Here is a 25,969-nt window from a genome sequence, read left to right on the forward strand (position 1 = left end):
GTTCGGAAAAAGAACTAGTCTTTCTCCCTTTTTTCCCGTAACGTGGGGAACGTCAAATCCTACTAACTTCAGACTTGATAACTTGAGAGGATAATCTAATCAACAGGGATTGTAGGACTTCCACCATCGCCTACTCGCTGAAAATATGTTTAATTAGATCTTGTTCTCAGATTTTATTTCTTATAAAAGTTCAATAGATTCTGTCAAGGGTGTTGGTTGAGAATCTTGATTTGAAGAAACGACTCCTTCTACTACTGAGCTAGCAGTATCCGGCGCTGTTTCTTTTTGTGATTCAGCCAATTCTCGATTAGCTGCTTCAATGCGGGCTTGGAGATCTGCTACTTCCTCTGGTGAAAACTGACGAGTCATGTCAATTGGTTCTTCATCATGGTAGGCAGAAACATCTTCACCTAAAACTTCCCCGACAACTTCTTTAAATGCTTCGTCACTTGTTTGTAAGTAAGTAGCTGTAGGACGCAAAATTTCTTCCCAGTCAGATGAGTCTACAATAGCCAATTGACTTTCAATCGTAGATTTCAAACGTTGATGGAAGACACGACTCTTGTTCTTCAATTCTTCCGTCTCTACAGCAACCTTCTTAGCATTATCTGTAGCTTGACGCAAGATTTCATTAGCCTTATACTTAGCTTCGTCAAGTAGACGCTGCGCATCTTGCTCAGCTTGTTTGATGATATTTTGAGAGCGTTCATTAGCAGATTGCTTGACGCGTTCAGCAGTATCTTGAGCAATCAATACAGATTGGCTCAAAGAATCTTTGATTTCATCAAAATATGATAAACGTTCTTCTAAGTTTTTTATATGTTGCTCTTTTTCATAATTACTACGAACTAGCATTTCATAATCACGAACGACAATATCTAAAAACTCATCAACTTCTTCAGGGTCAAATCCTCTAAATTTGCTACTAAACTTTTTATCCTTGATTTCTAACGATGTAATTGCCATAGTTTTCCTCACTTACTTAATAAAAAATAGAATCATTCAATGGTTCTGGTTCTTCCTCGTTTGTCACTGTTCTCTTAGGAAAATCATCAGTAAAAGACGAAAGACGTTCTTCTAATCTTTTAATAAAAACTTCAGTTTCATCCTTGTAACGGACTAATTCCTCATAGTCAAAATAAATCTTATCCAAAAATTCGTCAACTTCTTCCTTATTATAGCCTCTGAATTTAATGGAGAAAGCTTTATCAATAATTTCTTGTGGCGTAATCGACATTTTTCTTCTCACTTACTTAGTAGTAATTGGACTGTTATTTTTTTCTTATCTTTCTTTGTTTGACCATTTTCTTTGAGTAAGATAATCCGACCAAAGCGTCTAACACTTACTAAATCACCTAACTTAACTTGATAGTCAGACTTTTCAACCAGATGGTAATTTACCTGAACGTATTTTCTTTCTAGTAAATCAGCCGTTTGGGAACGAGACAATTTCAAAACATTTGACAAGAAAGCATCCAAGCGCATACTCGGAACTAAAACTTCCTTTTCCTGATAGTCACTCTCGGCTTCTACTAATTCTTCAAAAGATATGACTTCTAGTTTGACAGGTAATCTGGCAATCTTTTGAATCCCATCTTGAAAGAGAGAAGTGAATTTTTGGTCCACAATGATTTGCGCTCTACTTTCCGTTACCAATATATCACCAAAGAGCTTGCGATCAATTCCCAGACGATTCAGAACAGTTCCTAAAATCTTGGAATGTGTCAATTGGTCAAACTTACTAGAATAAACAATCTCAAGTAATTCCATTTCAAAATCTGTCAAAGTCGGTATGAAATAATCTGGTGCAAGAAGCATACGACTATACTCGCTAGGTACAAAATCATTGCTTGAAAAAACTTGAATCCCATGATGATTTCCCAATGTCTTTAATATAAAGACCTGATGAGGATTGATAAAGGGAGTTAGGATGGGAGCATAGTGTTCTTCAACCTGCCTAATCCACTCCAAACCTTTATCAATGAAAGGAATATCCTCGACTGAGAAATGCTGGTAAATATCTTTGCTCATGCTAACATATAAAGAAAACGAATCAGATAGTTTCCAAGCAAATGAACTAAAAGAACAGCCACCCAGACTGAAAAATCAAAACCACCAATACTGAGCGGCAGACGTCTCAAGGGTTGAAGAATCGGTTTGACTAAGCTAGTCAAGAAACGACCTAGTGCTGTCTCATAGGCATTGGGAAACCAAGATAAGAGAGCAAAAGCTACAAGTATCCAAGAATAGATAGTTGCAGCATTATGTATAAAACGAATTAGAAAAATCATTACTTCACTCGATTTCTCTTCATATCAAAATCAAACTCTTCACCGTGAGAACCGTCAGGCAAGCGAATGTCTTCAATATTAACCACAACTCCTACTGGTGTCAAAAGGTACATAGTATTAGCAACCTTTCTTAATTCACCAGCAAGCACATGGCGAGCACCATCTAAGTAATCTAGACAACGACGCGCTTGTACTTCAGTCATATATTGGAAGTCAATTAGAATACTCTCGTTACCTGCCAACAAGTCAACAATATCTGTTGCATCTTCGTAGCGACGAGGATAGCGAACATCAATGGTTACCTTTTCCGTACTACGATGGCTTTGCATCGCTAATTCTTGCTGACGAGCATGAAGGCGGGTAATATTTTTTTCTTTAGCATTCACTTGTGAAGATTGTGGTGACTGTTGAGCTCTTGGAAGTTCTTCCTTTGGAGCCGAAACTGAAGTTAAGGTTTGTTCAGACTTTAATTCAGTAACGTTTGGTGCCACCTCTTCTCCATCTTCAGTGAAATAATCTATAAACTTATCAAATTTATCTTTTAGTGACATGGTTATTTCCTACTTAAAAAATGCTGTACCGATTCGAACGAAAGTTGAACCACATTGAATCGCTTCTTTGAAGTCCCGACTCATACCCATACTTAGTTCGGTCATCGGCATATTAGGGAGATGTTTTTCTTGAATGTATTTTTGCAATTCTTGCGTTTCTTTAAATATCTCAAGTAACTCTTGACTTGTTGCTTCAAATGGAGCCATGGTCATCAATCCAACGTACTCAATCTGATCTAATTGTGAGAGTTCTGGCAAAAAAGCTAACAATTCTTCTTTCGAAAAACCATGCTTGCTCTCTTCCTGGGAGATATTTACTTGCAAAAAGCACTTAATTTTGTGGTCCGCTCGTTTTTGAATTTCCTGAGCTAGCTTTAGGGAATCTAAAGCGTGAAAATAATCCACATAAGAAATCACTTCCTTGACTTTACGTCTCTGTAAGGTTCCAATCAAATGCCAGGTAAGATTTTTATCACTCAGAGCATGATACTTGTCAAGAAATTTATCAACACGGTTCTCACCAATGTGCTGCACTCCTTGCGAAACCAAAACTGAGGCTGTTTCAACATCTACATATTTGGTCACCGCAATCACAGAAACCGAATCGTTTTCACGACCGGCTTCCTGAACTGCACTCGATATCTGTTGAAAAACAAGGTTCCTATTTTCTTTTAAATTCATCTTCATTAACGATTTTTAAAGAATGGTGGAGTTCCCAACTCGTCTTCATCTATCGCTGCTGGAACTTCAAAGCGTTCTACTGGAGAAACAACTGGATCTCCTTGACGAACGATAGCGTCGCGTCTCAAGTCCCAGTCGCCAAAGGCTGATGTCTTTGGTGCTTCTTGGCGGCGATAGCTTGGAGTTGGAATTTCTGCTGTATCAGCCATATCAAAATTACGATCAAAAGTTTGTGCATGGCTAGTTCGAGCAGGTTCACGGTGTGTTGCTTGGCGTGGTTGAGCAGTTACAACTTTCTCAACTTTATCCTGACGTACTCCTGTCGCAACAACAGTCACACGGATTTCGTCTTTCATTGTCTCATCAATAGATGTTCCAAGCCAGATGTTAACACCGTGCCCAGCTGCTTGGTTAACAATTTCTGATGCTTCTTCAGCTTCAATCAAAGTCAAGTCCAAGCCACCAGTTACGTTGACAATCACATCTTCTGCTCCATCGATAGTTGTTTCAAGAAGTGGTGAGTAGATTGCTTTACGAGCAGCTTCTACAACACGTTCTTCACCGCTACCGATACCAATACCCATAAGGGCATTTCCTTTGTTAGCCATAACAGTCTTAACGTCTGCAAAGTCCAAGTTGATCAAGCCAGGATTTGTAATCAAATCTGTAATCCCTTGTACACCTTGACGAAGGACGTTATCTGCTTCACTCAACGCTTCAAGAAGTGGAGTCTTCTTGTCAACAATCTCTAGCAAGTTGTTGTTTGAGATAATCAAGAGTGTATCAACATGCTCACGAAGTTCGTTAATCCCTTCGATGGCAAATTGTCCACGTTTGCTTCCTTCAAAGCCAAATGGACGAGTGACAACACCTACTGTCAAAGCTCCGAGACTTTTTGCAATACGAGCGATAACTGGTGCAGCTCCTGTACCAGAACCACCACCCATACCAGCAGTAATGAAGACCATGTCCGCACCGCTGATTGCTTCTGTCAATACTTCTTCGCTCTCTTCTGCAGCTTTACGACCAACCTCAGGTTGTCCTCCTGCACCAAGTCCACGAGTCAATTTAGGGCCAAGCTGGATAACTGTCTCAGCTTTTGTACTGCTCAAAGCCTGCACATCTGTGTTGGCTGCGATAAACTCAACGCCAGAAACGCCTTCGTCAACCATACGGTTGATGGCATTTCCACCGCCACCACCGACACCGATTACTTTAATTACTGCACCTTGTGCAGCTGCTGTATCAAATGAAAATGTCATATTTATATTCCTCTATTTTATTCGTCAAACATACTTCCAATCAAGCTACGGAAACGATCCGTCAATTTACCCTTGCTCTTTTCTTCTGATTGAAGAGGAGCTACTGGTTCAACAGATTGAGTTGTTTCAGGCTCAGAAGGTGTCACTGTATTAAATACTGATCGTGGAGAAACAGGTGAAACTGGTTGAGCTGAATTTCTAAAATCAATCGGTTGATTGCGTAAACTTTGGTCGCCTCGAATTGCTCGTTGTGCCAAAACATTCACTTCAGTAAGGCTGCCAGCGAATTCTGACAAGCTGATGACATGAGCAAAAGCAGGGTTGCGAATACCAACTTGATTTGGCACGAATAACTTAACACGTACTCCAAATACTTCTTGGGCTAATTCAACAACACCTGGAAGAAGGGCATTTCCACCAATTAAGACAATACCCCCTGGCAAGTCTAGTAGGTGACGTCTTTCCAAGTCTTGCTTAATTTGCTCAAAAATGTGCTTAAGTCTTGCTGAAATAATCTCAGCCAAGTATTCCTCAGTCACTTCAACGGGTTCAACCTCACCGATCACTTCAACTTGGAAGGTTTCCTTGCTAGCTAGCGGTGGATAAGCTTCCCCGTAGTTCAGTTTTAGACCTTCTGCAATTTTCTTAGAAGTCCTAAGAACTTTAGAGATGTCTTTTGTGACATAGTCGCCACCCTCTTGGTTGACATTTGTGTATTGAAGTTCTTGGTTGCGAACAGTGGCAACAGTCGTTTGGCCACCACCCATGTCAATAACAGTCGCACCAAACTCGCGTTCACCTTCATTCAAGACAGAGTGAACTATTGCAAGAGGTGAGATAATCACGTTATCAATTTGAACTCCAACACGCTCAACAGTTTTACGAAGATTGTGGAGGATAGTACGTGGACCAGTATACAAGAGACCGCGCATTTCCAAACGCACGCCCATCATACCACGAGGATCACGAATTCCTTGGAATCCATCTACGACAAATTCCTCTGGGATAAAGGTGATGACTTCACGGTCTGGAGTCATACTTTTAGTCAAGGCTGATTTAACTACGTTCTCAACGTCTTGATCCGTAATTTCCTTGGTGTCTGATGTCACTGGAATCATGCCTTGAGTTGGCTCAACTTGCAACAAATTAGCTGGCAAACTAACGTTTACAGACTTAATTGAAATCCCTGCTTTTTCCTCTGCTTGAGAAATTGCAGACTTAATAGCAGTCGCTGCTGCTTCGATGTCAACGATAATCCCATCTTTGACACCTTTACTTTTGGCATTGCTTACGCCAATTACATTTACTTCACCATTTACAAGCTCTGCAACCAACACTTTAATAGAGCTAGTTCCGATATCTAAGCCTGTAAAAAAACCATTCCTAGTCATTACACTGCGTCCTCTCTATCTTCCAAGTTTCACACTTCTATTTTTAATAGCTACACCAAGGCATAACTACTCACAGAATATTATAACACAAAAAATACATTCGTGCTCAAATTTTCTAACATTTACACAAGCTTTTTCTTGAATTTTTATAATTCTACGATAATTTCATCAGTGAGTAAATAAAAAAGAAAGAGAATCTATTTTCTCTCTCTTTTAGTAAACATTTTTGCTTTAAGTAAGCTTATTTTTTAACGTCTTGTTTATAAAATTCTTTCAAGGCATCTTGCCACGTCGGAATGACAAAGCCAGTATCTTTAGCTTTAGCAAGGCTCATTGTTGAGTTTAGCGGACGTTTAGCTTTTGCCGGAAATTGACTTGAATCTACTGGCTTAACTTCGACATCTGTATCTTTCAAAATCTCAACTGCAAAATCATACCATGTTGTGTCGTCTGTCGCATCGTTTGACAAATGGTAATAACCAAAATCCTTGCGGTTTTCAGCTAGGTAAGTCATAAATTCAGCCAAGGTACGGGTCCAGGTTGGACGACCATGTTGATCATTTACAACCGTCAAGGTCTTATGTGTTTTCGCAAGATTTTGCATGGTAAACACGAAGTTTTTGCCGTAATTTCCAAAAACCCAAGCTGTACGGATAATATAGAAGTTTGAAACGTATTTCTCTACAAGCTCCTCTCCCATACGCTTAGTCCGACCATATTCTGTCTGTGGATCTGGGCGGTCATCAACTTCCCACTCTTGTCCAACTGGTTTCTTACCATCAAAGACATAGTCCGTAGAAATATAAACTAGGGTTGCACCATGCTTTTCAGATGCTTTTGCGACATTTTCTGTCCCCGTAACATTGATGGCAAAGTCCAATTCTTTCCCTTCATCCTCTGCTGCATCAACAGCAGTGTAGGCTGCACAGTGGTAGACTAAAGTCGGTTTCACTTCTTCAAAAACTTTCTCAACCATCTCTGCATTGGTAATATCCATCTCAGCCACATCAACAGCAACGTATTCTTCATTACGTTCATCCAATAAATAACGAAGTTCAGTTCCTAATTGACCATTTGCCCCTGTAATTAAAATCATTTTTCTTCCTTTCAACTGATTCATAATTCTTCAGTATAGTAATAAAAAGCAGAAAATTTCTGCTTTTTATTTTTCAAGAACCTCTTGCGTCTTAGCGTAGTTGGCTTCAACAGCTTCTTTTTCTCCTTGCCACCACTCTTGGTTAGCTTTGTACCATTGAATGGTTTCTTTGAGACCTTGTTCGAAGTTGGTAAACTCTGGTTCCCATCCGAGTTCATTACGGAGCTTGCTTGCATCTATCGCATAGCGAAGGTCATGTCCTGCGCGATCAGTCACATGATCATAGGCATCGGCAGGTTGTCCCATTTCCTTAAGTATTAGTTCCAAAACTTCCTTGTTGTTCTTTTCACCATCAGCACCAATCAAGTAGATTTCACCGATTTGCCCTTTTGTCAAGATTGTCCATACACCTGAAGAATGGTCATTGGTATGAATCCAGTCACGAACGTTCTTACCTTCACCATACAGTTTTGGCTTAATGCCACTTAGGATATTGGTAATCTGACGTGGGATGAATTTTTCGATGTGTTGATAAGGACCGTAGTTATTTGAACAGTTAGAAATCGTTGCCTTAACACCAAACGATCGTACCCAAGCTTTCACAATCAAGTCTGAAGCTGCTTTAGTTGATGAATATGGAGAGCTCGGATTGTACTTGGTTTCAGCAGTAAATTTCTCACCTGGACCTTCACCATGGCCTGGCAAATCCTCACGTAGAGGGAGATCCCCATAAACTTCGTCTGTAGACACATGGTGGAAGCGAAGGTCATATTTGCGGGCCGCTTCCAATAGAGTATAAGTTCCGATGAAGTTAGTATGGATAAATGGAGATGGATCATTGAGTGAATTATCATTATGACTTTCCGCCGCATAGTGAACGATAGCATCAGCTTGAGCTGCCAACTTGTCTACCAACTCTGCATCAGCAATGTCACCAACAACCAACTCAACACGATCACCTAAAATTTCCTCAATATTAGCGCGGTTTCCAGCATAAGTCAACTTGTCCAAGACTGTCACGTGAACATCTGGAAAATTCTTGTAAACATAATGGACAAAGTTGGATCCGATAAAACCAGCTCCTCCTGTCACGATGATTTTTTTGTATTCAGTCATATTCTTTCCTTTTTACAAATCTTCTTTTTTCAAAGGTTTTACATCCTTAAGTAGTGGATGATTTTTATCTGCTTCTGAAACCTCTGCTTCTGCAAGATTTTCCCATTCAATACCAAGGCTCGGATCAGCGTAGTTTACAAAAGCATATTTAGGTTTGAGTTCTAAAGTCCAGTAGTCATTAACTAAATAACTATAAGAAACTGTATCTGATAATACTTGGAAGCCATTAGCAACTCCACGCGGAACAAAAATCCCTTTACTCGCATCAATTACTGTTTGATAGGTATTTCCGAAAGTTTCACCCTCACGTAAATCAACCCAAGAACCTAAGACCTTTCCACCATCTGCTACCGAGATGTACTTGTCCCATGGTTCTGCGTGCAAACCGCGAAGGACATGCTTACGAGAAAAAGAGACGTTGTTTTGTAATTTTCCTTCTGAAAAAAAAGACTCTGGGAAACCTAGGGGCAACATCTTTTCCTTCTGGAAATTTTCTTTGAACCAGCCTCTATTATCCCCATGTACAGGAATATCAAATTCCAACATACCTGGAATAGCTTCAACCTTGCGTGCCGCAAGAGTCTTACCGAAAAAATTGTCTGTCATCTATGATTCTCCAATCAAACGGAGCAGATACTGTCCGTATTCATTTTTCTTAAGTGGTTGGGCTAAGGCTAACACGTCTTCGCGACTGATATAGCCCATGCGGTAAGCAATTTCTTCCAAGTTTGCCACCTGAACATTTTGCATCCGTTGCACTGTCTCGATGTACTGTGAAGCCTCTAGTAAACTTTCATGAGTCCCAGTATCCAACCAAGCAAAGCCACGTCCCATAACCTCAACGGATAAATCTCCACGATCTAGGTATGCCTTGTTTACATCTGTAATTTCCAATTCCCCACGAGGGCTTGGTTTTATACTTTTGGCAATCTTCACTACATCATTATCATAGAAATAGAGTCCTGTAACTGCATAGTTTGAACGAGGGTGCTCTGGCTTTTCTTCAATAGAAATAGCGTTCATATCCTGATCAAACTCAACCACACCAAAGCGTTCAGGATCCTTCACATGGTAACCAAAAACAGTTGCCCCCGACTCCTTACTTGCTGCCTTTCTTAGCATCTTAGAAAGCCCAGGGCCGTGGTAGATATTGTCACCTAAGATTAGAGCAACGCTATCATTACCAATAAACTCTTCCCCAATGATAAAGGCTTGCGCCAAACCATCTGGACTCGGTTGCTCTGCGTAAGAAAGTTTAATCCCAAACTCAGACCCGTCTTGAAGTAAATCTTTAAAACGAGGCAAATCTTGAGGAGTTGAGATAATCAAAATATCCCTAATCCCAGCCAACATTAATGTTGAAAGTGGGTAGTAAATCATCGGTTTATCATAAACCGGCATCAGTTGTTTTGATGCAGCTCGAGTCAAAGGATATAAACGTGTCCCCGAGCCACCCGCGAGAATAATACCTTTCATAGTAGGGTGCCTTTCTTTGTTATTGTACAATGATAAAAGTGTTAAAAATGCAAGTTTTAGTAACCAAACTCATCCGTTACTACACTAAGAGCACGTTCAATGACCACATGCATGTCGTAGTATTTATAGTCAGCTAGGCGCCCACAGAAGATGACCTTATCATTTTTCTCAGCTTCTTCTTGGTACTTGGCAAATATAGCATTGTTCTTTTCATCATTGATTGGGTAGTATGGCTCATCTCCACGTTTCCAATCAGCTGGGTATTCGCGAGTAATGACTGTCTTCGGTTGTGTACCATACTCGAAGTGCTTATGCTCAATGATACGAGTATAAGGAATCTCACGCTCCGTGTAGTTGACCACGGCATTCCCTTGATGGTTTTCCTCATCCAAGATTTCGTGTTCAAAACGCAGGCTACGGTACTCCAACTCCCCATGTTTGTAATCAAAATATTGGTCAATCATCCCCGTGAAGACAACTTTTTCAGCCGATTTTTCCAACTCTTCACGATTGGCAAAGAAATCAACCCCAAGTTCTACTTCTACGTCGCCAAGCATATTTTCAATAATGACATTGTAGCCACCGATTGGAATACCCTGGTAACGGTCATTAAAGTAGTTGTTATCAAAGGTCAAACGTACTGGAAGTCGCTTAATAATAAACGGCGGAAGGTCTGTAGCAGAGCGTCCCCATTGTTTTTCTGTATAGCCCTTGATTAATTTTTCATAAATATCTGGCCCAATCAACTTGATAGCTTGTTCTTCCAAGTTCTTTGGCTCAACATCTTTCATATCAGCAGTCTGCTCAGCAATCTTATTCTTGACTTCTTGTGGTGTCTTAGTTCCCCACATAGTATAAAAAGTATTCATGTTGAAAGGAAGATTGTAAAGACTCCCCTTGTAGTTAGCCACTGGTGAGTTGATATAGTTATTGAACTCTGCAAACTGGTTAACATAATCCCAAACTTTTTTGTTGGAAGTATGGAAAATGTGAGCGCCGTACTTGTGGACATTGATGCCCTCAACATTTTCACAGTAGATATTTCCACCAATGTGATCACGCTTGTCAATCACTTTTACTTTTTTCCCACGTTTTGTAGCTTCGTGTGCAAAGATTGCTCCTGACAAACCTGCACCAACGATAAGATAATCATACATCATTATACATTATTCCTAATCTCTTTTAAAAATATCGCGACTGTATACTTTTTCATACACATCTGAAAGCAAATCATCAAATCGGTTTGCAACTATAACCTTACTAACTGATTTGAATTCTTCCAGATTATTTATTATCTTGCTTCCTAAAAATGTTTCCTTATCTACAAGAGTAGGTTCATAAATAATTAAATTCACACCTTCAGTCTTTAAACGCTTCATGATACCTTGAATAGATGACTCTCGAAAATTATCCGAGTTACTTTTCATAGTCAATCTGTAAATACCTATTGTTACATCCTCTGGATGATTTTTTTCATCATTTAGCACTCCAGCAAGTTTTAAAATTTGGCTAGCAATGAAATCTTTTCTAGTTTGGTTACTTTTAACTATTGCTGTCATCATATTCTGTGGAACATTTTCATAATTTGCCAATAACTGCTTACTATCTTTCGGTAGACAATATCCGCCATATCCAAAAGAAGGATTATTATATTGAGTTCCAATACGTGGATCTAGACCGACTCCCTCAATAATTGCTTTAGTATCTAAACCTTTAACTTCCGCATAAGTATCTAACTCGTTAAAATAAGAAACACGCAAAGCTAAATATGTATTAGCAAAAAGTTTCACTGCTTCCGCCTCAGTAAATCCCATATAAAGAGTTTCTATATCCTCTTTTATGGCCCCTTCTTTTAGCAACGCTGCAAAAGTTTCAGCTTTATCTCTAAAATTTTCATCATCCATATCAAGTCCAATAATTATACGGCTAGGATATAAATTATCATATAATGCCTTTGATTCACGTAAAAATTCTGGACTAAATAAAATATTATTTGCATTATATTTATTACGAACTGACTGAGTATAACCTACAGGAACAGTACTTTTAATTATCATAATAGCGTTAGGATTTATATCTAACACTGTTTCAATAACTGCTTCTACAGCAGATGTATCAAAAAAATTCTTTTCCAAATCATAGTTGGTTGGAGCAGCAATGATAACAAAATCAGCATCAGAATATGCCGTTTTTGCATCCAAAGTCGCCACCAAATTAAGTGACCTATTTGCTAAATATTCCTCGATATAATCATCTTTAATGGGAGATTTCCCGTTATTAATTAGACTAACTTTTTCTGGAATAATATCGACAGCTACCACCTCATGATGTTGAGATAATAGAACTGAGATTGATAATCCAACGTATCCGGTTCCAGCAACTGCAATTTTCATCTACTTTACCTATTTCCTTTCATTACTATTCGCTAATTCTAAAATTAGAAAAGGATTTTTTATATTATTTCTCCCATCTTATCGCATCTCGTACAATACGAGCAGGTCTACCAGCAATCAAGATATTGTTTTGATTGAATCGTTTATTAACCAAGCTACCAGTAGCAACAACAATCATTGAAGCTAGAAAACTATTCTTTAATATAACTGAATCTGCAGTTATCCAACAATTGTCCTCAATCACGATAGTTCCTTCACTCTCTAATTTATTATTTTGATAATAAATTGAATGACCATCATTATCTCGTAGACTACAATTCCAACCAAATAAATTATTTTTTCCGATAGTAATTTTATTTTTACAAAAAATTGAACAATTTCTATTAAATGAAGTACTTTCACCTACTTTAACTGTAGCACCTTGTTCTATACATATATTGAAACCACTAGAAAATAAAATTCTATTATCTAAAATCAACCTTCCCCCTTCATAGATAAATAATTTACTTTTGTTGTATGAAATATGATGTGAACCATCTTTTCCAAAAATTATTGTAAATAGAGAAATATTGGTGTCACTTATTATTATTCTTCCCTTAATCACTAACTCTGTATTATAATGTACATATATAGGTAATCTGATAGCTTGACTGAAAGGAAGAAATTTAAAATTTATATAAAAAATCTTAGGAAGAGATAGTAATGTTACAAATAGCCTGCTTAAAAATCTTAAAAAAATCCCCATTACTACCTCATTTCTTTTCTTGATCTTCTATTTTTTATCTCATTTATTGCTTGAACCACTAGATCGTTCTGAAATAGAATCAAAATACCCAAATACAATATAATACTTACAAAAACTGTAACAATAAAAACAATTCCACTTGATAAAATAAACTCGGATATTATAATTTTACAAAGAACAATAATAAAACACGCCACTAGATACTGGAATATATTTTTAAACAGTTTTTTTATGTTAAATACATTTCTAACACTTAAAACTGATAAAATACAAATAATGGCTTCTGTTAAAACTGTAACTATTGCTGAGCCATTAAAATCCATTATCGGGATAAGAGTCATATTCGTAACAATATTAAAAATTAATGCAAAAATAAAGATTTTCAAAACGGTTTTTTCTTGATTCATTACAGTTAGGATTGGTGTGATTAGGAGTGCATTTAAATTTGAAAATAGTATAGTTAAACTGAGTATTTTAACAGTTATCACTGAAGGAACAAAGTTACTTCCTCCCAAAAAATCTACCAACACTGGACTGAAACTAAATACTCCAACTACTATCGGAATAGCAAGTAGCAGAATAAAATCAAATGAGCCATAAGCAATTTTAAAGAATTTATTAAATTCTTTATTTTTATAGTGATATGCTAAACGTGGAGTTAAAATGACCGTAACAGAGGAAACCATCGAAATGATAACATTAGTAATTTTTGTAGATAAACTATAATATCCTACACTTAGATCATTTTTAAGAAATCCTAAAAAAGTAACATCCAAATATCTATATACATTCATCGATAATAAAGTTAGAAATATCAAAAACATTGGTTTGAAATAAGGTATAATATTATAACCTTTATACTTAAATATTTCAACTTCTTTTGTAAGTCTAAATAAATTTAATATCTGAGAACCTGCATTAGCTGCAACCGTAATTAGAGCATACACATAAATATCATTCCTATCTTTGACAAATATAAATAAAGAGATTAAAGATAGAATTTGAAAAACAATTGCCCGAAGTGTTATATATTGGTAATCTTCAATCAATTGAAAGAACCATTCCATACCTACAACATTAAAAACAATGGTAATTGAAAAAATCAGAATAAGAGCTCTATACTCTGATAGAGCAGGAAGAAGCAAGGAAAAAATCAAAAGAAAGAATGAAAGGATGGCAGTGCAAATACTAATAAGTAACATCTCTGTTACAAATTTTCCAAGTAGCTTTTTATTATCTCGATACTTTGCTCCTTCTCTAACAGCATAAATATTAATCCCAAAAGTTGCAATTAGGAGAAAATAATTAACAAATGAGGTAGAAAAGTTAATTGCACCTAATCCATCTACTGATAGTATACGCGAAACATATGGGTATGATATCAAAGGAAAGAGAATAGATAGGGTTGTTTTTATCAGATTAAGTATATAGTTGAATGCAATGGATTTCCGCTTCAAAATTACACCTCACATTTTTGAAATTGTAAATATAATCCAATATCGTCTACAATTGTATCGATCTGACTAACCCCATTGACATAGTTATCATTCTTCAAAACTTTATAGTCTGTTTGAGCAGTTGTCAACCGATGCAACTCCTCAGCTAATCTATTAATATTAATATGTTCAATTGATTTTATATTCTCATTAAAATCTGAAATATCTTTTGTAACGAAAGAATTTGTTAATACTTTCATTCCAAAAGTTGCCATTTCCAAAGGAGGATAGCTTGGATGAGGAGATACCATTAACGAGATACCTATTTTTGATTCTAACATAAATTTAGCATAATTTTCTACAGACATCTTACCTAATGATTTTATAACCAAATTGTTTTTTAATTTAACATCTTTTAAATCTTCTCCAGCTGAATAAATCTCCCATTGTGAACTATTCTCATCTAATAAACTCCATTTTTCAAGTGCCATACATATCAACTGAAAAGCATTTCGAGCTTTACTTGGTCTTCCATAAAATAGAATACGGTTTTTTCTTTCAATATTAGAGTTACCATTCAGATTGAGAACATTTCTGAGATTTTCATTTAAAACTGGATCAAAATAGAAACTTTTTTCAAAAACATATCCATTCTTATCAAAATAATCTTTCAAGTATCTGGAGTTAAAGACTACTAATTGATTCTCTAAATGATAGGTACTTTCTGCTAACAGATACTCCGAAGACCATGGATAGAAACCTGGTTCATAATCCTGAATTAGATAAACCATTGGCATCCGTTTCCCAAATAGCTTTTCTTGTTTGTTTAAAATACTATCCGCATTATATGCTGTAAACCACATAGTTGATAGGAAATAGTCCCGCTCTCTAATAAACAATGAGGAACAATTCTTAGAAGAATCGCAAATAATTTTAGAATCATTATCATTCTCAATTGGATAGTCTTTAATAAATGTAAAATCAGGAACAGGATAAAGAGAAGACTCGTCAATTCTTTTTCCCATTACAATAATTCTTAAATCTATATCAAATTTTTTGAACTTCACAAAAAAATCTACTGCTGATTTTATACCTGCGTAGACATCCTGAGAATTCATTGAGGTAATTAATAAGTTAAGCCGTGGCCTAGGATTCTTAGAAATTTTAACTTGGTAATCTTTAATATCAGAAATAGATGTATAATCTTTTTGAAAAAAATTTTTATCTATTTTTCGTTTTAAATGTTTTATTTCATTTTTGATGGTCATTTATTTCTTTTCCTTTACTAGAATTACTATATACACTTAAATACGCAATGAAAAAGCACAATAAAAGAGTACTCTGGTACCAATTAAAGATATCGAATACACTGGCTGATAAAAGTAACACAATTAAGCTAAAACTGATTATTTCTGAAATATAATCAATTTCATCCGAAAAAAGATGTTTAAAAATATGTCTTATAAGATAAATTATTAAACCTATTAAGGGAACTATACCGAAGTCAGCAAAAAAAGATAGATAAGAATTATCTATAATTAGAAATCCTAATTTAGTAATAGTGATATTGTTATAATACATAAAGCTTGGTAAAAAATGAAAACCATTGCCAAACAATATATTAATTATATTTCTATTCAAAATTATTTCTAAACTTGTTTTTAAAGACATTGTTCTATGTATTGCAGAAAAATCAGATCCACTACTTAATAATGAAAATCTCTCAGTTATCATCTGAAAAATGCTACGGCCAGAAATCACTATCAAATTCATAAAAATTAGAGCACAGCCTAAGAAAAATAATCCTCCTAATAATTTTACTATAAATTTACTGACATTCTTTGTTTTCAGATTTTTTCTAAAATAATAAATTATTAATAGTACGATACTAATTAGAATACCTGACCTTTTTTCTGTTCCCATAATCAAAAACAAATTAGTTACAATTAGTATATTGCGTAAAAGCTTTTTTTTAATAGTCATAAAAAATAGCAATGTAGAAGATAGCATCAAAGAAGTTACTAATGGATTTTCAAATCCTCCTCTTAAAACAACTAAATTTGTACCAATCTTATTAAGGGTTTCTATTTTCTGCGCTAAGGTATAATAATTTACAAATACATTAATTCTTCCATGACTTAAAACTTCTATCAATAAAATGACAGTATTCACAATACCGATATTTGTAAATACTCTTACTAAGTCAGATTTAGGTATGTTAAGGATTATATATTTAAATAAAATATATTTTAAATATACTATTGAAAAAATAATAAGCGCATCACCAATATTATATCCTTGTAGGCTCCCAAATAAATATAATGAAGTAAATATAGCAAATAATTTTATATCAGAACTATCTATCTTTTTCGCAAATATTAGCAGATAAAACATTAGAAAAATTATATCTGCTATTACAAATAATATTCGATTAGAAGCGGATAATCTATAAAAAATACCTAGAAAATAAAATGATAGTACTTGATAATATAAGACAAACTTAAGATACTTAGATGAATTAATCATAATTTTTCCTTGATTGAATTTTCAATAATTTTAGGCAAGTTACCTTTTGAACTTCTATATATATGTATGCTAGACCAAATACTTTTTAACAAATAACGCCGTCTCACAAGTTCATCGTTATTAAAACTTTGAATTGAAGATTGATCTTCTTTATGGTAGATTGAAAAGTCTGGTACATATAGCATATCAAGACCAGTTTTTTCAAATATAATACCTAAAATTACTTCTTCATAGTAAAGAAAAGTTCCACCATACAATCCCATATACTTATCTAAATAGTTTTCAGTTAGAAAAATAGCCGAGCCATGTAGATAATATTTTTGATTATTAGTCTTCGGTATTGAAAAATTATTGGCTTTTTTTGCCCATGATGAAAGAAAACGTTTTTTAATAAAAGTAATAACCTTAGAGAATGCCAGTAAATTAATAATAAATGATTTCATTGTAGAATTAAATGAAATTGGAAAATAAGCTGGATTTTGATCTAATCCATCAGCTCCTATTATCTTTGTGCCAATAGCTCCAATATTATCACCGTATTCCATATTTATTAATTGTTCTACATAGTTTTCATCATTAAATATTACGTCGTTATTGACTAATAAAATTCTATTTATCGAGTGACTTTTTTTTAAGTAAAGAATTCCTACATTATTCCCATTTGCATAACCTAAGTTTGTATCCACTATAGAGAGATGGATGTTCTTATCGCTCTTTATATAATCTTTTATCCTATAAGCAGATTCATTAGGAGAAGCATTTTCCACTATTACTGCTTCAAAATCTTGATTCTTTTGTTTACGCAAACTATCTATACATTCTAGAGTGTCATTCCAATTAAGATAATTTAAAATAACAATTCCAATTTTTTTATTCAAGACATTCTCCATCCTCTACAATTTTTTTATAAATCGTTTCCCTACTGTTCTTTTTTCTAATATATTTGGTTTTATATGTTAGTTTATAAATCCCCACTACATCTTGTTTAAATTGACTTAGAAGTTCTGAAGTTGCAATTTGATTAGCCAGCGATGATAAAAGCCAACGATTATTTCCCAATATAGGCCTTTCTTCCATGTATGATTCATAATCTAAATCTTTAATAGCTTTAGAAATTATATAATCCTGTAAAAAATAATCTATAAAACTATCATATTCTTCAATATACTTATTTATTGTCATGGCAGTATATTGAACCAATTCAAATTTTCTAGGGACATATACGAAGTAGGTTGTCCAATAACCGGTATCAAATGACGGGGAGATTTTAGTTGAATGTTTTAGACTAACAAAATCACTATGAAAATACAACGACAAATCTAAATCTCTCGTCATAAAAACAGTTGCATCTACCCAAAGACCACCTTGTTGTGCAAGTAAATTCAGACGAACTATATCTGAAAAATGAGTTTTACTAATTTGGCCATCTCTATACTTTTCTAAAACAATATTAGGGATTGTCACAAAATCAGTGATATTTTCTTCTGTTAGAATAATCACTTCATGACCAGAGGCATGTTTTCGAACGCTATTTATACATTTTTTAACAATTTCAGGTGCTTTTTCTTCGCCTTGAAACCAACAAATCCAAATTTTATCTGAAAACAACTCTGGTGGAGATAAATCATAACTACTTTCTTCTATATTTAATTCATCTAATACTTTAAAAATATATGAATCTTTACTCGAATATATTCTTTCACCTAAACTTTTAATAAAAGAAAATGGTAACCGTTTTGTGATTTTATATGTGTAATTAATTAAATCCAATGTTAATCGCTTCATATCACTCCTATTAAAAACGACGATTTTTTAATCTCATCAAACATTGCTCAAGCATTTGTAAAAAAGAAAATAATCGTAAATTTTTTAATTTTAAAATATTTATAAATACTTTTTCTTTTGGAAATAAATACATTTCATTAACTTTATTTAGCGAATCTGCATATTCCTTTTTCTCTAAAAGTTCACGAAATTCTTGCCTCATTCTCTTCTTTTCATTTGCAGAAGATGCAAACTGAAAATACAATTTATAATACGAATTGACACCTATAAGTCTTTTTATATGTAGAGCAGCTTCAAATATTTCAGGTTTTTTAAATTTTTTGATAAACTTTACAACTTCATCATTAACTAATTCAAAATAATAAATTACTTTTTCATTTTTCTTATTGGTCGCACTATCCATGCTTTTTCTATAATAATAAATAGGCTCATCTATATAAACAATCTCATTTGCTAATTCAAATGCATACATATTAAAAATATTATCTTGCATTCGGCGAAGTTCTGGCTTAAACTCTAGATTGTTATCTTGTACAAATTCTTTTCGATATATTTTAGCCCAAGGAACACCCACTCCAATTTCAGTTGGAAAATAACTAGTTGCACCTTTTGCTATCAATTGCAACTCCAAATCGTCTTTTTCTTTTCCAGTAAAAGATCGACTGGCATTCCAAAAATTATTTCTAAATTGATTTCCATTGTAGTCTACAATAGCAGCAAAAATAATTATATCACTTGTATTATATTTACTTACTGCATTTTTCATTTGACTATAAAAATTTTTAGTAACCCAATCATCAGGATCTACAAAAATTAGATAATCTCCCTGCGCAATAGACATCCCTGCATTTCTAGCAACTGAAACTCCTTGGTTCGATTGGTGAATAGCCAATATGTTATAATACTTTTTTGCATACTCATCTATTATCTTCCCACACAAATCCAAATTACCATTATCGTCTACTAAAATTATTTCAGCGTCTTGACTATTATGTAAAAGAGAATCCAAGCATTTTCTTAGATTAACTTCCGATATCTTATATGTCGGAACAATAACACTGAACAACGGTATTTTATTATTAGTATCCTTAAAAACTCTGTCCATACTTCTTACCAAAAAATTTAGCCATTAAAAATGATTTCCCTTTTTCTATTATGTTAACTCTTTCCAAATACACAAAAGGAACTTCTACTAGTGAGTATGAATTTTTATGTAGCCATACGTTGAATAATAGTTCGCTCACACGACCAAAAAGACGTGCCTCAAATGCAGTTAACTCTGAAAGATTAATCTGATCAAACATACAATCTAAAATCGGAAACAACCATTCAAAGTAATTATTTGCTAATTCCTTTTTCATTATAAACATATTGAACATATAGCCACTACGTTGTTTCATAACTTTGTCAAATAAATCAAGGTATTCAGGTTGTTGCTTCTCAATGACTTTTCTAGCCAAATCTAGATGGCTGGCATCTAATGTATGTGCATAATGAGAATATAGAGTTTCAATATAATATTTCCTTTTTTTAGGAACTATTATATCCCCTTTTCTCAAAAGCAATTCAATTTCTTCCTGATTTAAAATCACTTCATCAATTTTTATATTTTCTTTATAAAATTGAGTTTTCTTCGTAAAATATCGGCGGTAATGAACTAGTCCAAGATAATCGCAATCTAGATTTTTCCATGCCCAATATAGACCTGTTAATTCACAATAATAAGGGTTTAACTGGGAAATGTTTTCCCCAGTATTATCCCCTTGATATCCCAAATCATCTTTTCCTTCACACCCCACATGGACTGGTAGATACAATTCTTTATTTTGCGGCATTTCAAAACTCTTATGAGTTGCAACTATAATTTTAATATTTGTCATACCCCTCCTACTTTGCTCCATCTCTCATCAACACTACTTTTATTGTTTTTAATAAAATTTCAAAGTCTTTCCAAATTGTCCAATCATCGATATAAGCTACATCTAGTTTGACAACATCGTCAAAATTGGTAATTCCACTTCGACCACTAATTTGCCATAGCCCAGTAATGCCTGGTTTAAAACTCAATCGACGTTTCTGTTCAGGAGTATACTTTTCATACTCATCCACTGTTGGAGGACGAGTTCCAACTAGGCTCATGTCCCCAATCAGTACATTCCAAAACTGGGGTAACTCGTCAATACTAGTTTTACGTATAAAACGACCAATTTCTGTAACTCGAGGATCATTATCCATTTTAAACATACCACCTTGCATGGTATTTTGATCCATCAACTGCTCCTTGATAGCTTCTGCATCGACTCGCATCGAGCGGAATTTATAAAAGGTAAAGTGACGACCATTTTTTCCGACACGAGTTTGTGAAAAGATTGCAGGTCCGCCATCTTTACGAATCATGGGAACTAGAAATAGACTAGCAATTCCACAAAGGATCAACCCAACGATAGCACCACAAATGTCAAGGATGCGTTTAGCAATCACATGGCTCGGATTGTAAAAATTTGTAGAAAATGTCACTACGTTCAAGCCCGCCATCTCATGGATTTGTTTATCACGACCTAAGTTTTTGTCGAAAGCATTGAGATTGACTGTGACAGCGATTCCCATGGTTTCAAACTGAGAAATAATGGCTCCAATGTCGTAGTCTTCACTTGGAAGATTGACAAAGACTTCATCCACTACCTCGTGCGTTGCATAAGAGATCAACTGTTCCCTCGGAACAACCGTCACCTTTTCATGAGTAAAGTCTGGCATGTCTAAAACACTGACTGCAACCAGTTTCCCTTGAACATCGTTAGCGGTTAACAAACGGTCCAACACTTTTTCATTACGTGATGTCGCTGTGATCAACAAAATATTACGACTGCTCTTCAAATTATGGTTAAAGGTTTTCCAATAACGCTTCAAAAAGAAACAGAGGAGATAATTCAAAACACCATACAAAGAAAGTAAATAGAGCATCCCTCGTCTAGAAATCACAAATTTTTCTTTTAAGAAGAAACTTGAAAAACTAATCAACAAGGCATAAAAGAGGATGTATTTAATCGTTTCTACTAACTCAACATACTGGCCTCGTTTGAAAAAATCTTTACCATAATCACTAATGTAGAAGGCAGCAAAGTGAAGAAAATAAAGGACAAAAACAGTTTTTGCAACAATTTCTGTTTCTGTTACAGAAATAAGTATATAAGCTAATACACTAACAAGTATACTCTGCAAAAACGCTAGAGTTACGTTATAGAAACCCCTTCCTTCCATATTTTACTCCCTAAACTTATTTTTTACCATAAGAACCATAGTTCCCATAACCACCATATGTACCATATGTACCATATTTTTCAAGATGAATATTGAACTTATTCAGAATTACACCAAGGAATGGTGTTCCAGTTTGTTCTAATTGCTGTCTAGCTCTATCTACTTCTCTACGCTTGGTGATACCAGCTTCTGTCACAAGAATAGATGCATCACATTTTTGTGCAACAATCGCTGCATCAATAACGATACCAATCGGAGCTGTATCTACTATAATATAATCAAAGTACTTACGTAAAGTTTCTATCATAGTCTCAAAATTTGAACTTTGAAGCAACCCTGTAGGATTTGGAGAAATCGTTCCCGATTGAATCACAAATAAATTTTCTACGTTTGTTTCACATAAACCGTGTGACAAATCTCTAGTTCCTGATAGATAGTCCGTCAACCCTGTTATTCTTTCCCTAGATTTAAAAACTCCTGACATTACAGAGTTTCTTATATCTGCGTCTACTAGTAGTGTTTTGTAGCCGGCACGAGCAAAAGCCCAGGCGATATTGGTTGATGTAGTTGATTTTCCTTCGCCAGGTCTAACAGACGATATGGCAATCACCTTTAATTTATCACCACTTAACTGAATATTAGTCCGTAATGCGTTATAATATTCTTCTGCTTTTTTAACAAATTCTAATCTTTGATCCGATAATTCTAACTTTGCCATGTTTTTATCCTTACTTTATTTTCTCAAGGTTTGGAATCACTCCTAAAAGAGAGAGATGCATAACTTCTTCAATATCCTCTGGACGTTTTACACGATCATCCAATAGTTCAAAAAGTAAAACAAGAATAATTACGACGCCAGCACCTACAAGAGTGCCCATCAGAGTATTTCGACGAATATTTGGAGAAGAGGGCGATGTAGCTGGACGCGCTTCCTCAAGTGTAGTTACATCAGAAACACGAGTAACCGAAATAATTTTTTGTGCAGCCACCTCACGAAGAGCATTTGCGATACGACTCGCCTCTTCAGGTTTAAAATCGCGAACAGAGATTGATACTATGCGAGTGTCTACTGGAACAGTCACCTGAACTTTTCTACCAAGAGTCTTCACGTCTATGTTTAAATTTTGATCTGCTACCACTTTTGCAAGGACATCTTGGGAAAGAATAATCTCTCGGTAATCTTTTACCAAGTAAGAACCAGCTTGGAGATCCTGATTCGTCAAACCTGGTTTATCACCTTGATTACGATTAACTACGTAAATACGTGTCGTACTCGTAAACTCAGGTTTGATAACAAATGAGCTATAAGCAAAAGCAATCATACCTGTCACAATAGCAACTATTACTGTGACTAACTTACGTTTCCATAATGCTTTCAGCATTTGTATAATGTCAATTTCAATTTTATCTTGTTCTTTCATCATGTCTCCTAAATAATTTGATCTCTTAATATTTTTGCTGGATTCGTTTCAAAAAGGTCTCGTGCTCTATCTCGTCCATACTTTTTAGTTATCAAATCGTAAGCTTCCTTCATAAAAGGTGGGCGATTATCTAGATTATGCATATCACTCGCCACCACATGAACCAAGTTTTTTTCTAAAAAATACGCAGCTCTTTTCTTCATAAACTTATGGGCATCTCCGAAAAGTTTTGGTTTCAAAACGCTGGAACTATTAATTTGGGCATAGCATCCCATATTAATCAATTCTTTCACACGCTTCTCATCATTTTCTAAAGCATGATACCGCTCAATATGAGCAATAACCGGAGTAATCCCTAATAGAAGAATCTTAGACAAAGCACTGTGAATATCTCTGTAAGGAGTGTTCATACTGAACTCAATCAAGGCATAACGCGTTCCATTAAGCCTTGGGATTAAATCTTTTTCAAGTTTTTCTAAAGCATCACCCGAAAAATAAATCTCAGCCCCATATAAAATTGTCAAGTCTGGGCCAATCTCTTGAGCTAACTGTTTGACCTCGCTAAAATTAGCCGCAATTTTATCTTCAGGTGTTTCAAACATACCTTTTCGACGATGAGAGGTTGAAACAATGGTTCTAACTCCCTGAGCGTATGCCTCTTCTAGCAAGACCTTACTTTCCCCTCTACTTTGAGGGCCATCATCGACATCAAAAACAATATGTGAATGAATATCAATCATCTTATCTTCCTTCCATGATATCTTTAATCTCTGTTTTGAGTGTCTCTAAGCTATTTGGATCAACCTCTAACATATAAAGATTGCTGTCAGGCATAGCATAGGAAGGAAGATCCATACGACCAGTTCCCTTCAAATCTCGAGTAATGACAGAATATTTCCCTCCACTTGCTAGTTGAGCATTCACTAAGCTAACCATGGTTTCAGGAGGCATATTGGTTTGAACAGAATCTTGCAATCCTTGCATAATACTATCAAAATTCTTCAAGGCTTCTGCCGAAGTTAGTTTTTGAATAATAGCAGAAATGACTTTTTGTTGGTTACGTCCACGATCTCCGTCACCATTGGTTAAGGAGTATCGTTCCCGAACAAAACCTAGGGCTAGTTCTGAATCCATGTGGATGTTACCAACTCCATAGTGTTTACCATTTGTATGCGCAGTGAACTCTTGATCATTATAAACATCGACCCCACCTAAAAGATCAATCAATTTCAAGAAAGAGGTGAAGTTGAGTCGTGCATAGTAATTCAGCTCAATATCATAGAGATTCTCTAAAGTATGTATCGATGCATCTACGCCGTAAATACCTGCATGGGTCAATTTATCATTTTGGTTATTTCCACCATCAGCTATGGGCACATAAGCATCACGAGGCGTTGTTGTCAGGAGAATTTTCTTAGTCTCTTGATTGACAGTCATGATGATATTGACATCTGAACGTGAGACTGAGCTAATCGGTCCGTATGTGTCAATCCCGCTAATGTAGATATTAAAAGCCTTGTTTTGAGAAAGCTTAGGCGCCTCAACAGTCTTGGTTAGTTCTTTGGTATATATCTTCTTGATTTTTTTTGCGTGATCTGGATACTCTTGCTCAATCAGATTTTCAAAGACACTGTTCAAAACAATTGCCTTGGTCTCTCCAGCCAAGAGGCTCTTATAAGCCGCAAGATAGGAAGAACTCTCTTCAACCGTTAAGACTTTACTCTGACTTGTCTTAATATCATCGAGCAACTTTTTGATGTTGTCTGCATCTGTTTTGGTTGGAGCTGTCACACTGGATAATTCCGATACATTTCCAATCTCACTATCCGCCAAAACTACAACACTGATAGAATAACTAGAATAGTTAGATGTCGCATTGAGTTGATTTGCTAGGCTAACGAATTGATGAACTCCAATCAAAGAAATGGAACTAACAAATACCGACACCAAGAGTAAAATCATGGTGAAAATCTTAGCTTTTCTTTTTAGAATCAAAAATAAAGCTATTAGCGCAAGCAGGATCATAACAATCGCCATAATGACATTGACATAGCTAATTGCTAAAATATGATATCTGAATATTAAAAACAGCAAAAAACAAGCAAGCACCATATATACAAACAACAAAATGATATTGATGCTTTGTTGAAACTTGCTCATTTTGCTTTCTTTTGAATGTCTACTCAATTTACACCTCTATAAAGTATTTTTTATTTTCATTATATCACAAAGTAGTACTGGATACCATCAACATACACTTGTTAATCGTTTTCATTTACCTTAAAAACATGAATATTAAATCCCAATTATAAAATAGCTAAAATATTGCTTGAAAGAGATATCTAACCTAAAAAAGACAAAGCTATAAATTGTTAAATCAAACATTAATTTCCTAGTTTCAAATCTAGGATGTTTAAATCATCTACCAGGGTATCGAAGATTATAAACAAAGGAAATAATATTTTTACCCCAATTGTCAAGTCAAGTGCAACAAAGTTGTTCCTCTGATTAAGCGAGTATCTTTCAAGCTGTTTGAGCTGA

General features: G+C 35.1%; 26 protein-coding genes and 1 pseudogene. All 27 read right to left on the reverse strand.

What is annotated here, in order from left to right; genetic code table 11:
* Nucleotides 1–290: 290 nt before the first annotated feature.
* A pseudogene (locus K1I67_RS03225) lies at nucleotides 291–966 on the reverse strand (DivIVA domain-containing protein); the annotation flags it as partial.
* Between the two features lie 16 nt (nucleotides 967–982).
* Complete coding sequence (locus tag K1I67_RS03230) at nucleotides 983–1,237, reverse strand: DivIVA domain-containing protein (protein ID WP_223338724.1); 255 nt, start codon at nucleotides 1,235–1,237, stop codon at nucleotides 983–985.
* Between the two features lie 8 nt (nucleotides 1,238–1,245).
* Complete coding sequence (locus K1I67_RS03235; protein WP_223338725.1) at nucleotides 1,246–2,031, reverse strand: RNA-binding protein; 786 nt, start codon at nucleotides 2,029–2,031, stop codon at nucleotides 1,246–1,248.
* Nucleotides 2,028–2,291, reverse strand: coding sequence for a YggT family protein (locus K1I67_RS03240; RefSeq protein ID WP_223338726.1), 264 nt, complete (start codon nucleotides 2,289–2,291; stop codon nucleotides 2,028–2,030). The genes K1I67_RS03235 and K1I67_RS03240 overlap by 4 nt, the downstream gene beginning before the upstream one ends.
* Nucleotides 2,291–2,842: a cell division protein SepF gene (locus K1I67_RS03245; RefSeq protein WP_223338727.1), complete on the reverse strand. Its 552-nt coding sequence runs from the start codon at nucleotides 2,840–2,842 to the stop codon at nucleotides 2,291–2,293. Before K1I67_RS03245 ends, K1I67_RS03240 begins: the two co-directional genes overlap by 1 nt.
* 9 nt (nucleotides 2,843–2,851) lie before the next feature.
* Nucleotides 2,852–3,523 (reverse strand): YggS family pyridoxal phosphate-dependent enzyme, encoded by a 672-nt coding sequence (locus K1I67_RS03250; protein WP_223338749.1) that lies wholly within the window; start codon nucleotides 3,521–3,523, stop codon nucleotides 2,852–2,854.
* Between the two features lie 5 nt (nucleotides 3,524–3,528).
* Entirely contained in the window at nucleotides 3,529–4,785 is a 1,257-nt protein-coding gene (ftsZ, locus tag K1I67_RS03255) for a cell division protein FtsZ (RefSeq protein WP_223338728.1), read from the reverse strand.
* Nucleotides 4,786–4,802: 17 nt separating this feature from the next.
* Nucleotides 4,803–6,176 carry a cell division protein FtsA gene (gene ftsA, locus K1I67_RS03260; protein ID WP_223338729.1) on the reverse strand — a complete coding sequence of 458 codons (1,374 nt, stop codon included), beginning with the start codon at nucleotides 6,174–6,176 and terminating at the stop codon, nucleotides 4,803–4,805.
* A gap of 241 nt (nucleotides 6,177–6,417) precedes the next feature.
* On the reverse strand, nucleotides 6,418–7,272 hold the full coding sequence (gene rfbD / locus K1I67_RS03265; RefSeq protein ID WP_223338730.1) for a dTDP-4-dehydrorhamnose reductase: 855 nt from the start codon (nucleotides 7,270–7,272) through the stop codon (nucleotides 6,418–6,420).
* A 66-nt stretch (nucleotides 7,273–7,338) separates the two neighbouring features.
* Entirely contained in the window at nucleotides 7,339–8,388 is a 1,050-nt protein-coding gene (rfbB, locus tag K1I67_RS03270) for a dTDP-glucose 4,6-dehydratase (protein WP_223338731.1), read from the reverse strand.
* Nucleotides 8,389–8,400: 12 nt separating this feature from the next.
* Nucleotides 8,401–8,994 (reverse strand): dTDP-4-dehydrorhamnose 3,5-epimerase family protein, encoded by a 594-nt coding sequence (locus K1I67_RS03275; RefSeq protein ID WP_223338732.1) that lies wholly within the window; start codon nucleotides 8,992–8,994, stop codon nucleotides 8,401–8,403.
* The gene (gene rfbA / locus K1I67_RS03280) at nucleotides 8,995–9,864 is read right to left on the reverse strand and encodes a glucose-1-phosphate thymidylyltransferase RfbA (protein WP_223338733.1); all 870 of its coding nucleotides are present in this window, start codon (nucleotides 9,862–9,864) and stop codon (nucleotides 8,995–8,997) included.
* A 56-nt stretch (nucleotides 9,865–9,920) separates the two neighbouring features.
* On the reverse strand, nucleotides 9,921–11,021 hold the full coding sequence (gene glf / locus K1I67_RS03285) for a UDP-galactopyranose mutase (protein ID WP_223338750.1): 1,101 nt from the start codon (nucleotides 11,019–11,021) through the stop codon (nucleotides 9,921–9,923).
* A gap of 15 nt (nucleotides 11,022–11,036) precedes the next feature.
* Nucleotides 11,037–12,257, reverse strand: coding sequence for a nucleotide sugar dehydrogenase (locus K1I67_RS03290; RefSeq protein ID WP_223338734.1), 1,221 nt, complete (start codon nucleotides 12,255–12,257; stop codon nucleotides 11,037–11,039).
* 64 nt (nucleotides 12,258–12,321) lie between these two features.
* Entirely contained in the window at nucleotides 12,322–13,002 is a 681-nt protein-coding gene (locus tag K1I67_RS03295; protein WP_223338735.1) for an acyltransferase, read from the reverse strand.
* Between the two features lie 2 nt (nucleotides 13,003–13,004).
* Nucleotides 13,005–14,459 carry a flippase gene (locus tag K1I67_RS03300; RefSeq protein ID WP_223338736.1) on the reverse strand — a complete coding sequence of 485 codons (1,455 nt, stop codon included), beginning with the start codon at nucleotides 14,457–14,459 and terminating at the stop codon, nucleotides 13,005–13,007.
* A gap of 2 nt (nucleotides 14,460–14,461) precedes the next feature.
* Nucleotides 14,462–15,706, reverse strand: a complete 1,245-nt coding sequence (locus tag K1I67_RS03305) for a rhamnosyltransferase WsaF family glycosyltransferase (RefSeq protein WP_223338737.1) — start codon at nucleotides 15,704–15,706, stop codon at nucleotides 14,462–14,464.
* A complete protein-coding gene (locus K1I67_RS03310; RefSeq protein ID WP_223338738.1) occupies nucleotides 15,690–16,964 on the reverse strand; it encodes an O-antigen ligase family protein in 1,275 nt (424 codons plus the stop codon). Before K1I67_RS03310 ends, K1I67_RS03305 begins: the two co-directional genes overlap by 17 nt.
* The gene (locus tag K1I67_RS03315; protein WP_223338739.1) at nucleotides 16,961–17,842 is read right to left on the reverse strand and encodes a glycosyltransferase; all 882 of its coding nucleotides are present in this window, start codon (nucleotides 17,840–17,842) and stop codon (nucleotides 16,961–16,963) included. The genes K1I67_RS03310 and K1I67_RS03315 overlap by 4 nt, the downstream gene beginning before the upstream one ends.
* A complete protein-coding gene (locus K1I67_RS03320; protein ID WP_223338740.1) occupies nucleotides 17,835–18,749 on the reverse strand; it encodes a capsular polysaccharide synthesis protein in 915 nt (304 codons plus the stop codon). Before K1I67_RS03320 ends, K1I67_RS03315 begins: the two co-directional genes overlap by 8 nt.
* 10 nt (nucleotides 18,750–18,759) lie before the next feature.
* Entirely contained in the window at nucleotides 18,760–19,854 is a 1,095-nt protein-coding gene (locus tag K1I67_RS03325) for a glycosyltransferase (protein WP_223338741.1), read from the reverse strand.
* Nucleotides 19,838–20,629 (reverse strand): DUF4422 domain-containing protein, encoded by a 792-nt coding sequence (locus K1I67_RS03330; RefSeq protein ID WP_223338742.1) that lies wholly within the window; start codon nucleotides 20,627–20,629, stop codon nucleotides 19,838–19,840. Before K1I67_RS03330 ends, K1I67_RS03325 begins: the two co-directional genes overlap by 17 nt.
* A gap of 7 nt (nucleotides 20,630–20,636) precedes the next feature.
* A complete protein-coding gene (locus K1I67_RS03335; RefSeq protein WP_223338743.1) occupies nucleotides 20,637–22,007 on the reverse strand; it encodes a sugar transferase in 1,371 nt (456 codons plus the stop codon).
* A gap of 16 nt (nucleotides 22,008–22,023) precedes the next feature.
* Nucleotides 22,024–22,725 (reverse strand): tyrosine-protein kinase, encoded by a 702-nt coding sequence (locus K1I67_RS03340; protein ID WP_223338744.1) that lies wholly within the window; start codon nucleotides 22,723–22,725, stop codon nucleotides 22,024–22,026.
* Nucleotides 22,726–22,735: 10 nt separating this feature from the next.
* Nucleotides 22,736–23,428 carry a CspC family polysaccharide chain length determinant protein gene (locus K1I67_RS03345; protein ID WP_223338745.1) on the reverse strand — a complete coding sequence of 231 codons (693 nt, stop codon included), beginning with the start codon at nucleotides 23,426–23,428 and terminating at the stop codon, nucleotides 22,736–22,738.
* 8 nt (nucleotides 23,429–23,436) lie between these two features.
* Nucleotides 23,437–24,168: a capsular polysaccharide biosynthesis protein Cps4B gene (cps4B, locus tag K1I67_RS03350; protein ID WP_223338746.1), complete on the reverse strand. Its 732-nt coding sequence runs from the start codon at nucleotides 24,166–24,168 to the stop codon at nucleotides 23,437–23,439.
* Nucleotide 24,169: 1 nt separating this feature from the next.
* On the reverse strand, nucleotides 24,170–25,615 hold the full coding sequence (gene cpsA, locus K1I67_RS03355; RefSeq protein WP_223338747.1) for an LCP family glycopolymer transferase CpsA: 1,446 nt from the start codon (nucleotides 25,613–25,615) through the stop codon (nucleotides 24,170–24,172).
* Nucleotides 25,616–25,969 lie beyond the last annotated feature (354 nt).

It is taken from the genome of Streptococcus infantis, from assembly GCF_019929575.1.
GTDB classification, from domain to species: Bacteria; Bacillota; Bacilli; order Lactobacillales; family Streptococcaceae; genus Streptococcus; species Streptococcus infantis_L.

What these genes read in the sequence shown, in the direction of transcription:
- K1I67_RS03295 (WP_223338735.1), bottom strand. Translation starts at nt 13,002, where the DNA reads ATGGGGATTTTTTTAAGATTTTTAAGCAGGCTATTTGTAACATTACTA.
- K1I67_RS03245 (WP_223338727.1), bottom strand. Translation starts at nt 2,842, where the DNA reads ATGTCACTAAAAGATAAATTTGATAAGTTTATAGATTATTTCACTGAA.
- K1I67_RS03335 (WP_223338743.1), bottom strand. Translation starts at nt 22,007, where the DNA reads ATGGAAGGAAGGGGTTTCTATAACGTAACTCTAGCGTTTTTGCAGAGT.
- ftsZ (WP_223338728.1), bottom strand. Translation starts at nt 4,785, where the DNA reads ATGACATTTTCATTTGATACAGCAGCTGCACAAGGTGCAGTAATTAAA.
- K1I67_RS03250 (WP_223338749.1), bottom strand. Translation starts at nt 3,523, where the DNA reads ATGAATTTAAAAGAAAATAGGAACCTTGTTTTTCAACAGATATCGAGT.
- K1I67_RS03325 (WP_223338741.1), bottom strand. Translation starts at nt 19,854, where the DNA reads ATGGACAGAGTTTTTAAGGATACTAATAATAAAATACCGTTGTTCAGT.
- K1I67_RS03310 (WP_223338738.1), bottom strand. Translation starts at nt 16,964, where the DNA reads ATGATTAATTCATCTAAGTATCTTAAGTTTGTCTTATATTATCAAGTA.
- K1I67_RS03345 (WP_223338745.1), bottom strand. Translation starts at nt 23,428, where the DNA reads ATGAAAGAACAAGATAAAATTGAAATTGACATTATACAAATGCTGAAA.
- K1I67_RS03235 (WP_223338725.1), bottom strand. Translation starts at nt 2,031, where the DNA reads ATGAGCAAAGATATTTACCAGCATTTCTCAGTCGAGGATATTCCTTTC.
- K1I67_RS03275 (WP_223338732.1), bottom strand. Translation starts at nt 8,994, where the DNA reads ATGACAGACAATTTTTTCGGTAAGACTCTTGCGGCACGCAAGGTTGAA.
- cps4B (WP_223338746.1), bottom strand. Translation starts at nt 24,168, where the DNA reads ATGATTGATATTCATTCACATATTGTTTTTGATGTCGATGATGGCCCT.
- K1I67_RS03240 (WP_223338726.1), bottom strand. Translation starts at nt 2,291, where the DNA reads ATGATTTTTCTAATTCGTTTTATACATAATGCTGCAACTATCTATTCT.
- K1I67_RS03290 (WP_223338734.1), bottom strand. Translation starts at nt 12,257, where the DNA reads ATGAAAATTGCAGTTGCTGGAACCGGATACGTTGGATTATCAATCTCA.
- ftsA (WP_223338729.1), bottom strand. Translation starts at nt 6,176, where the DNA reads ATGACTAGGAATGGTTTTTTTACAGGCTTAGATATCGGAACTAGCTCT.
- glf (WP_223338750.1), bottom strand. Translation starts at nt 11,021, where the DNA reads ATGTATGATTATCTTATCGTTGGTGCAGGTTTGTCAGGAGCAATCTTT.
- rfbB (WP_223338731.1), bottom strand. Translation starts at nt 8,388, where the DNA reads ATGACTGAATACAAAAAAATCATCGTGACAGGAGGAGCTGGTTTTATC.
- K1I67_RS03340 (WP_223338744.1), bottom strand. Translation starts at nt 22,725, where the DNA reads ATGGCAAAGTTAGAATTATCGGATCAAAGATTAGAATTTGTTAAAAAA.
- rfbA (WP_223338733.1), bottom strand. Translation starts at nt 9,864, where the DNA reads ATGAAAGGTATTATTCTCGCGGGTGGCTCGGGGACACGTTTATATCCT.
- K1I67_RS03330 (WP_223338742.1), bottom strand. Translation starts at nt 20,629, where the DNA reads ATGACAAATATTAAAATTATAGTTGCAACTCATAAGAGTTTTGAAATG.
- rfbD (WP_223338730.1), bottom strand. Translation starts at nt 7,272, where the DNA reads ATGATTTTAATTACAGGGGCAAATGGTCAATTAGGAACTGAACTTCGT.
- K1I67_RS03230 (WP_223338724.1), bottom strand. Translation starts at nt 1,237, where the DNA reads ATGTCGATTACGCCACAAGAAATTATTGATAAAGCTTTCTCCATTAAA.
- K1I67_RS03305 (WP_223338737.1), bottom strand. Translation starts at nt 15,706, where the DNA reads ATGACCATCAAAAATGAAATAAAACATTTAAAACGAAAAATAGATAAA.
- K1I67_RS03320 (WP_223338740.1), bottom strand. Translation starts at nt 18,749, where the DNA reads ATGAAGCGATTAACATTGGATTTAATTAATTACACATATAAAATCACA.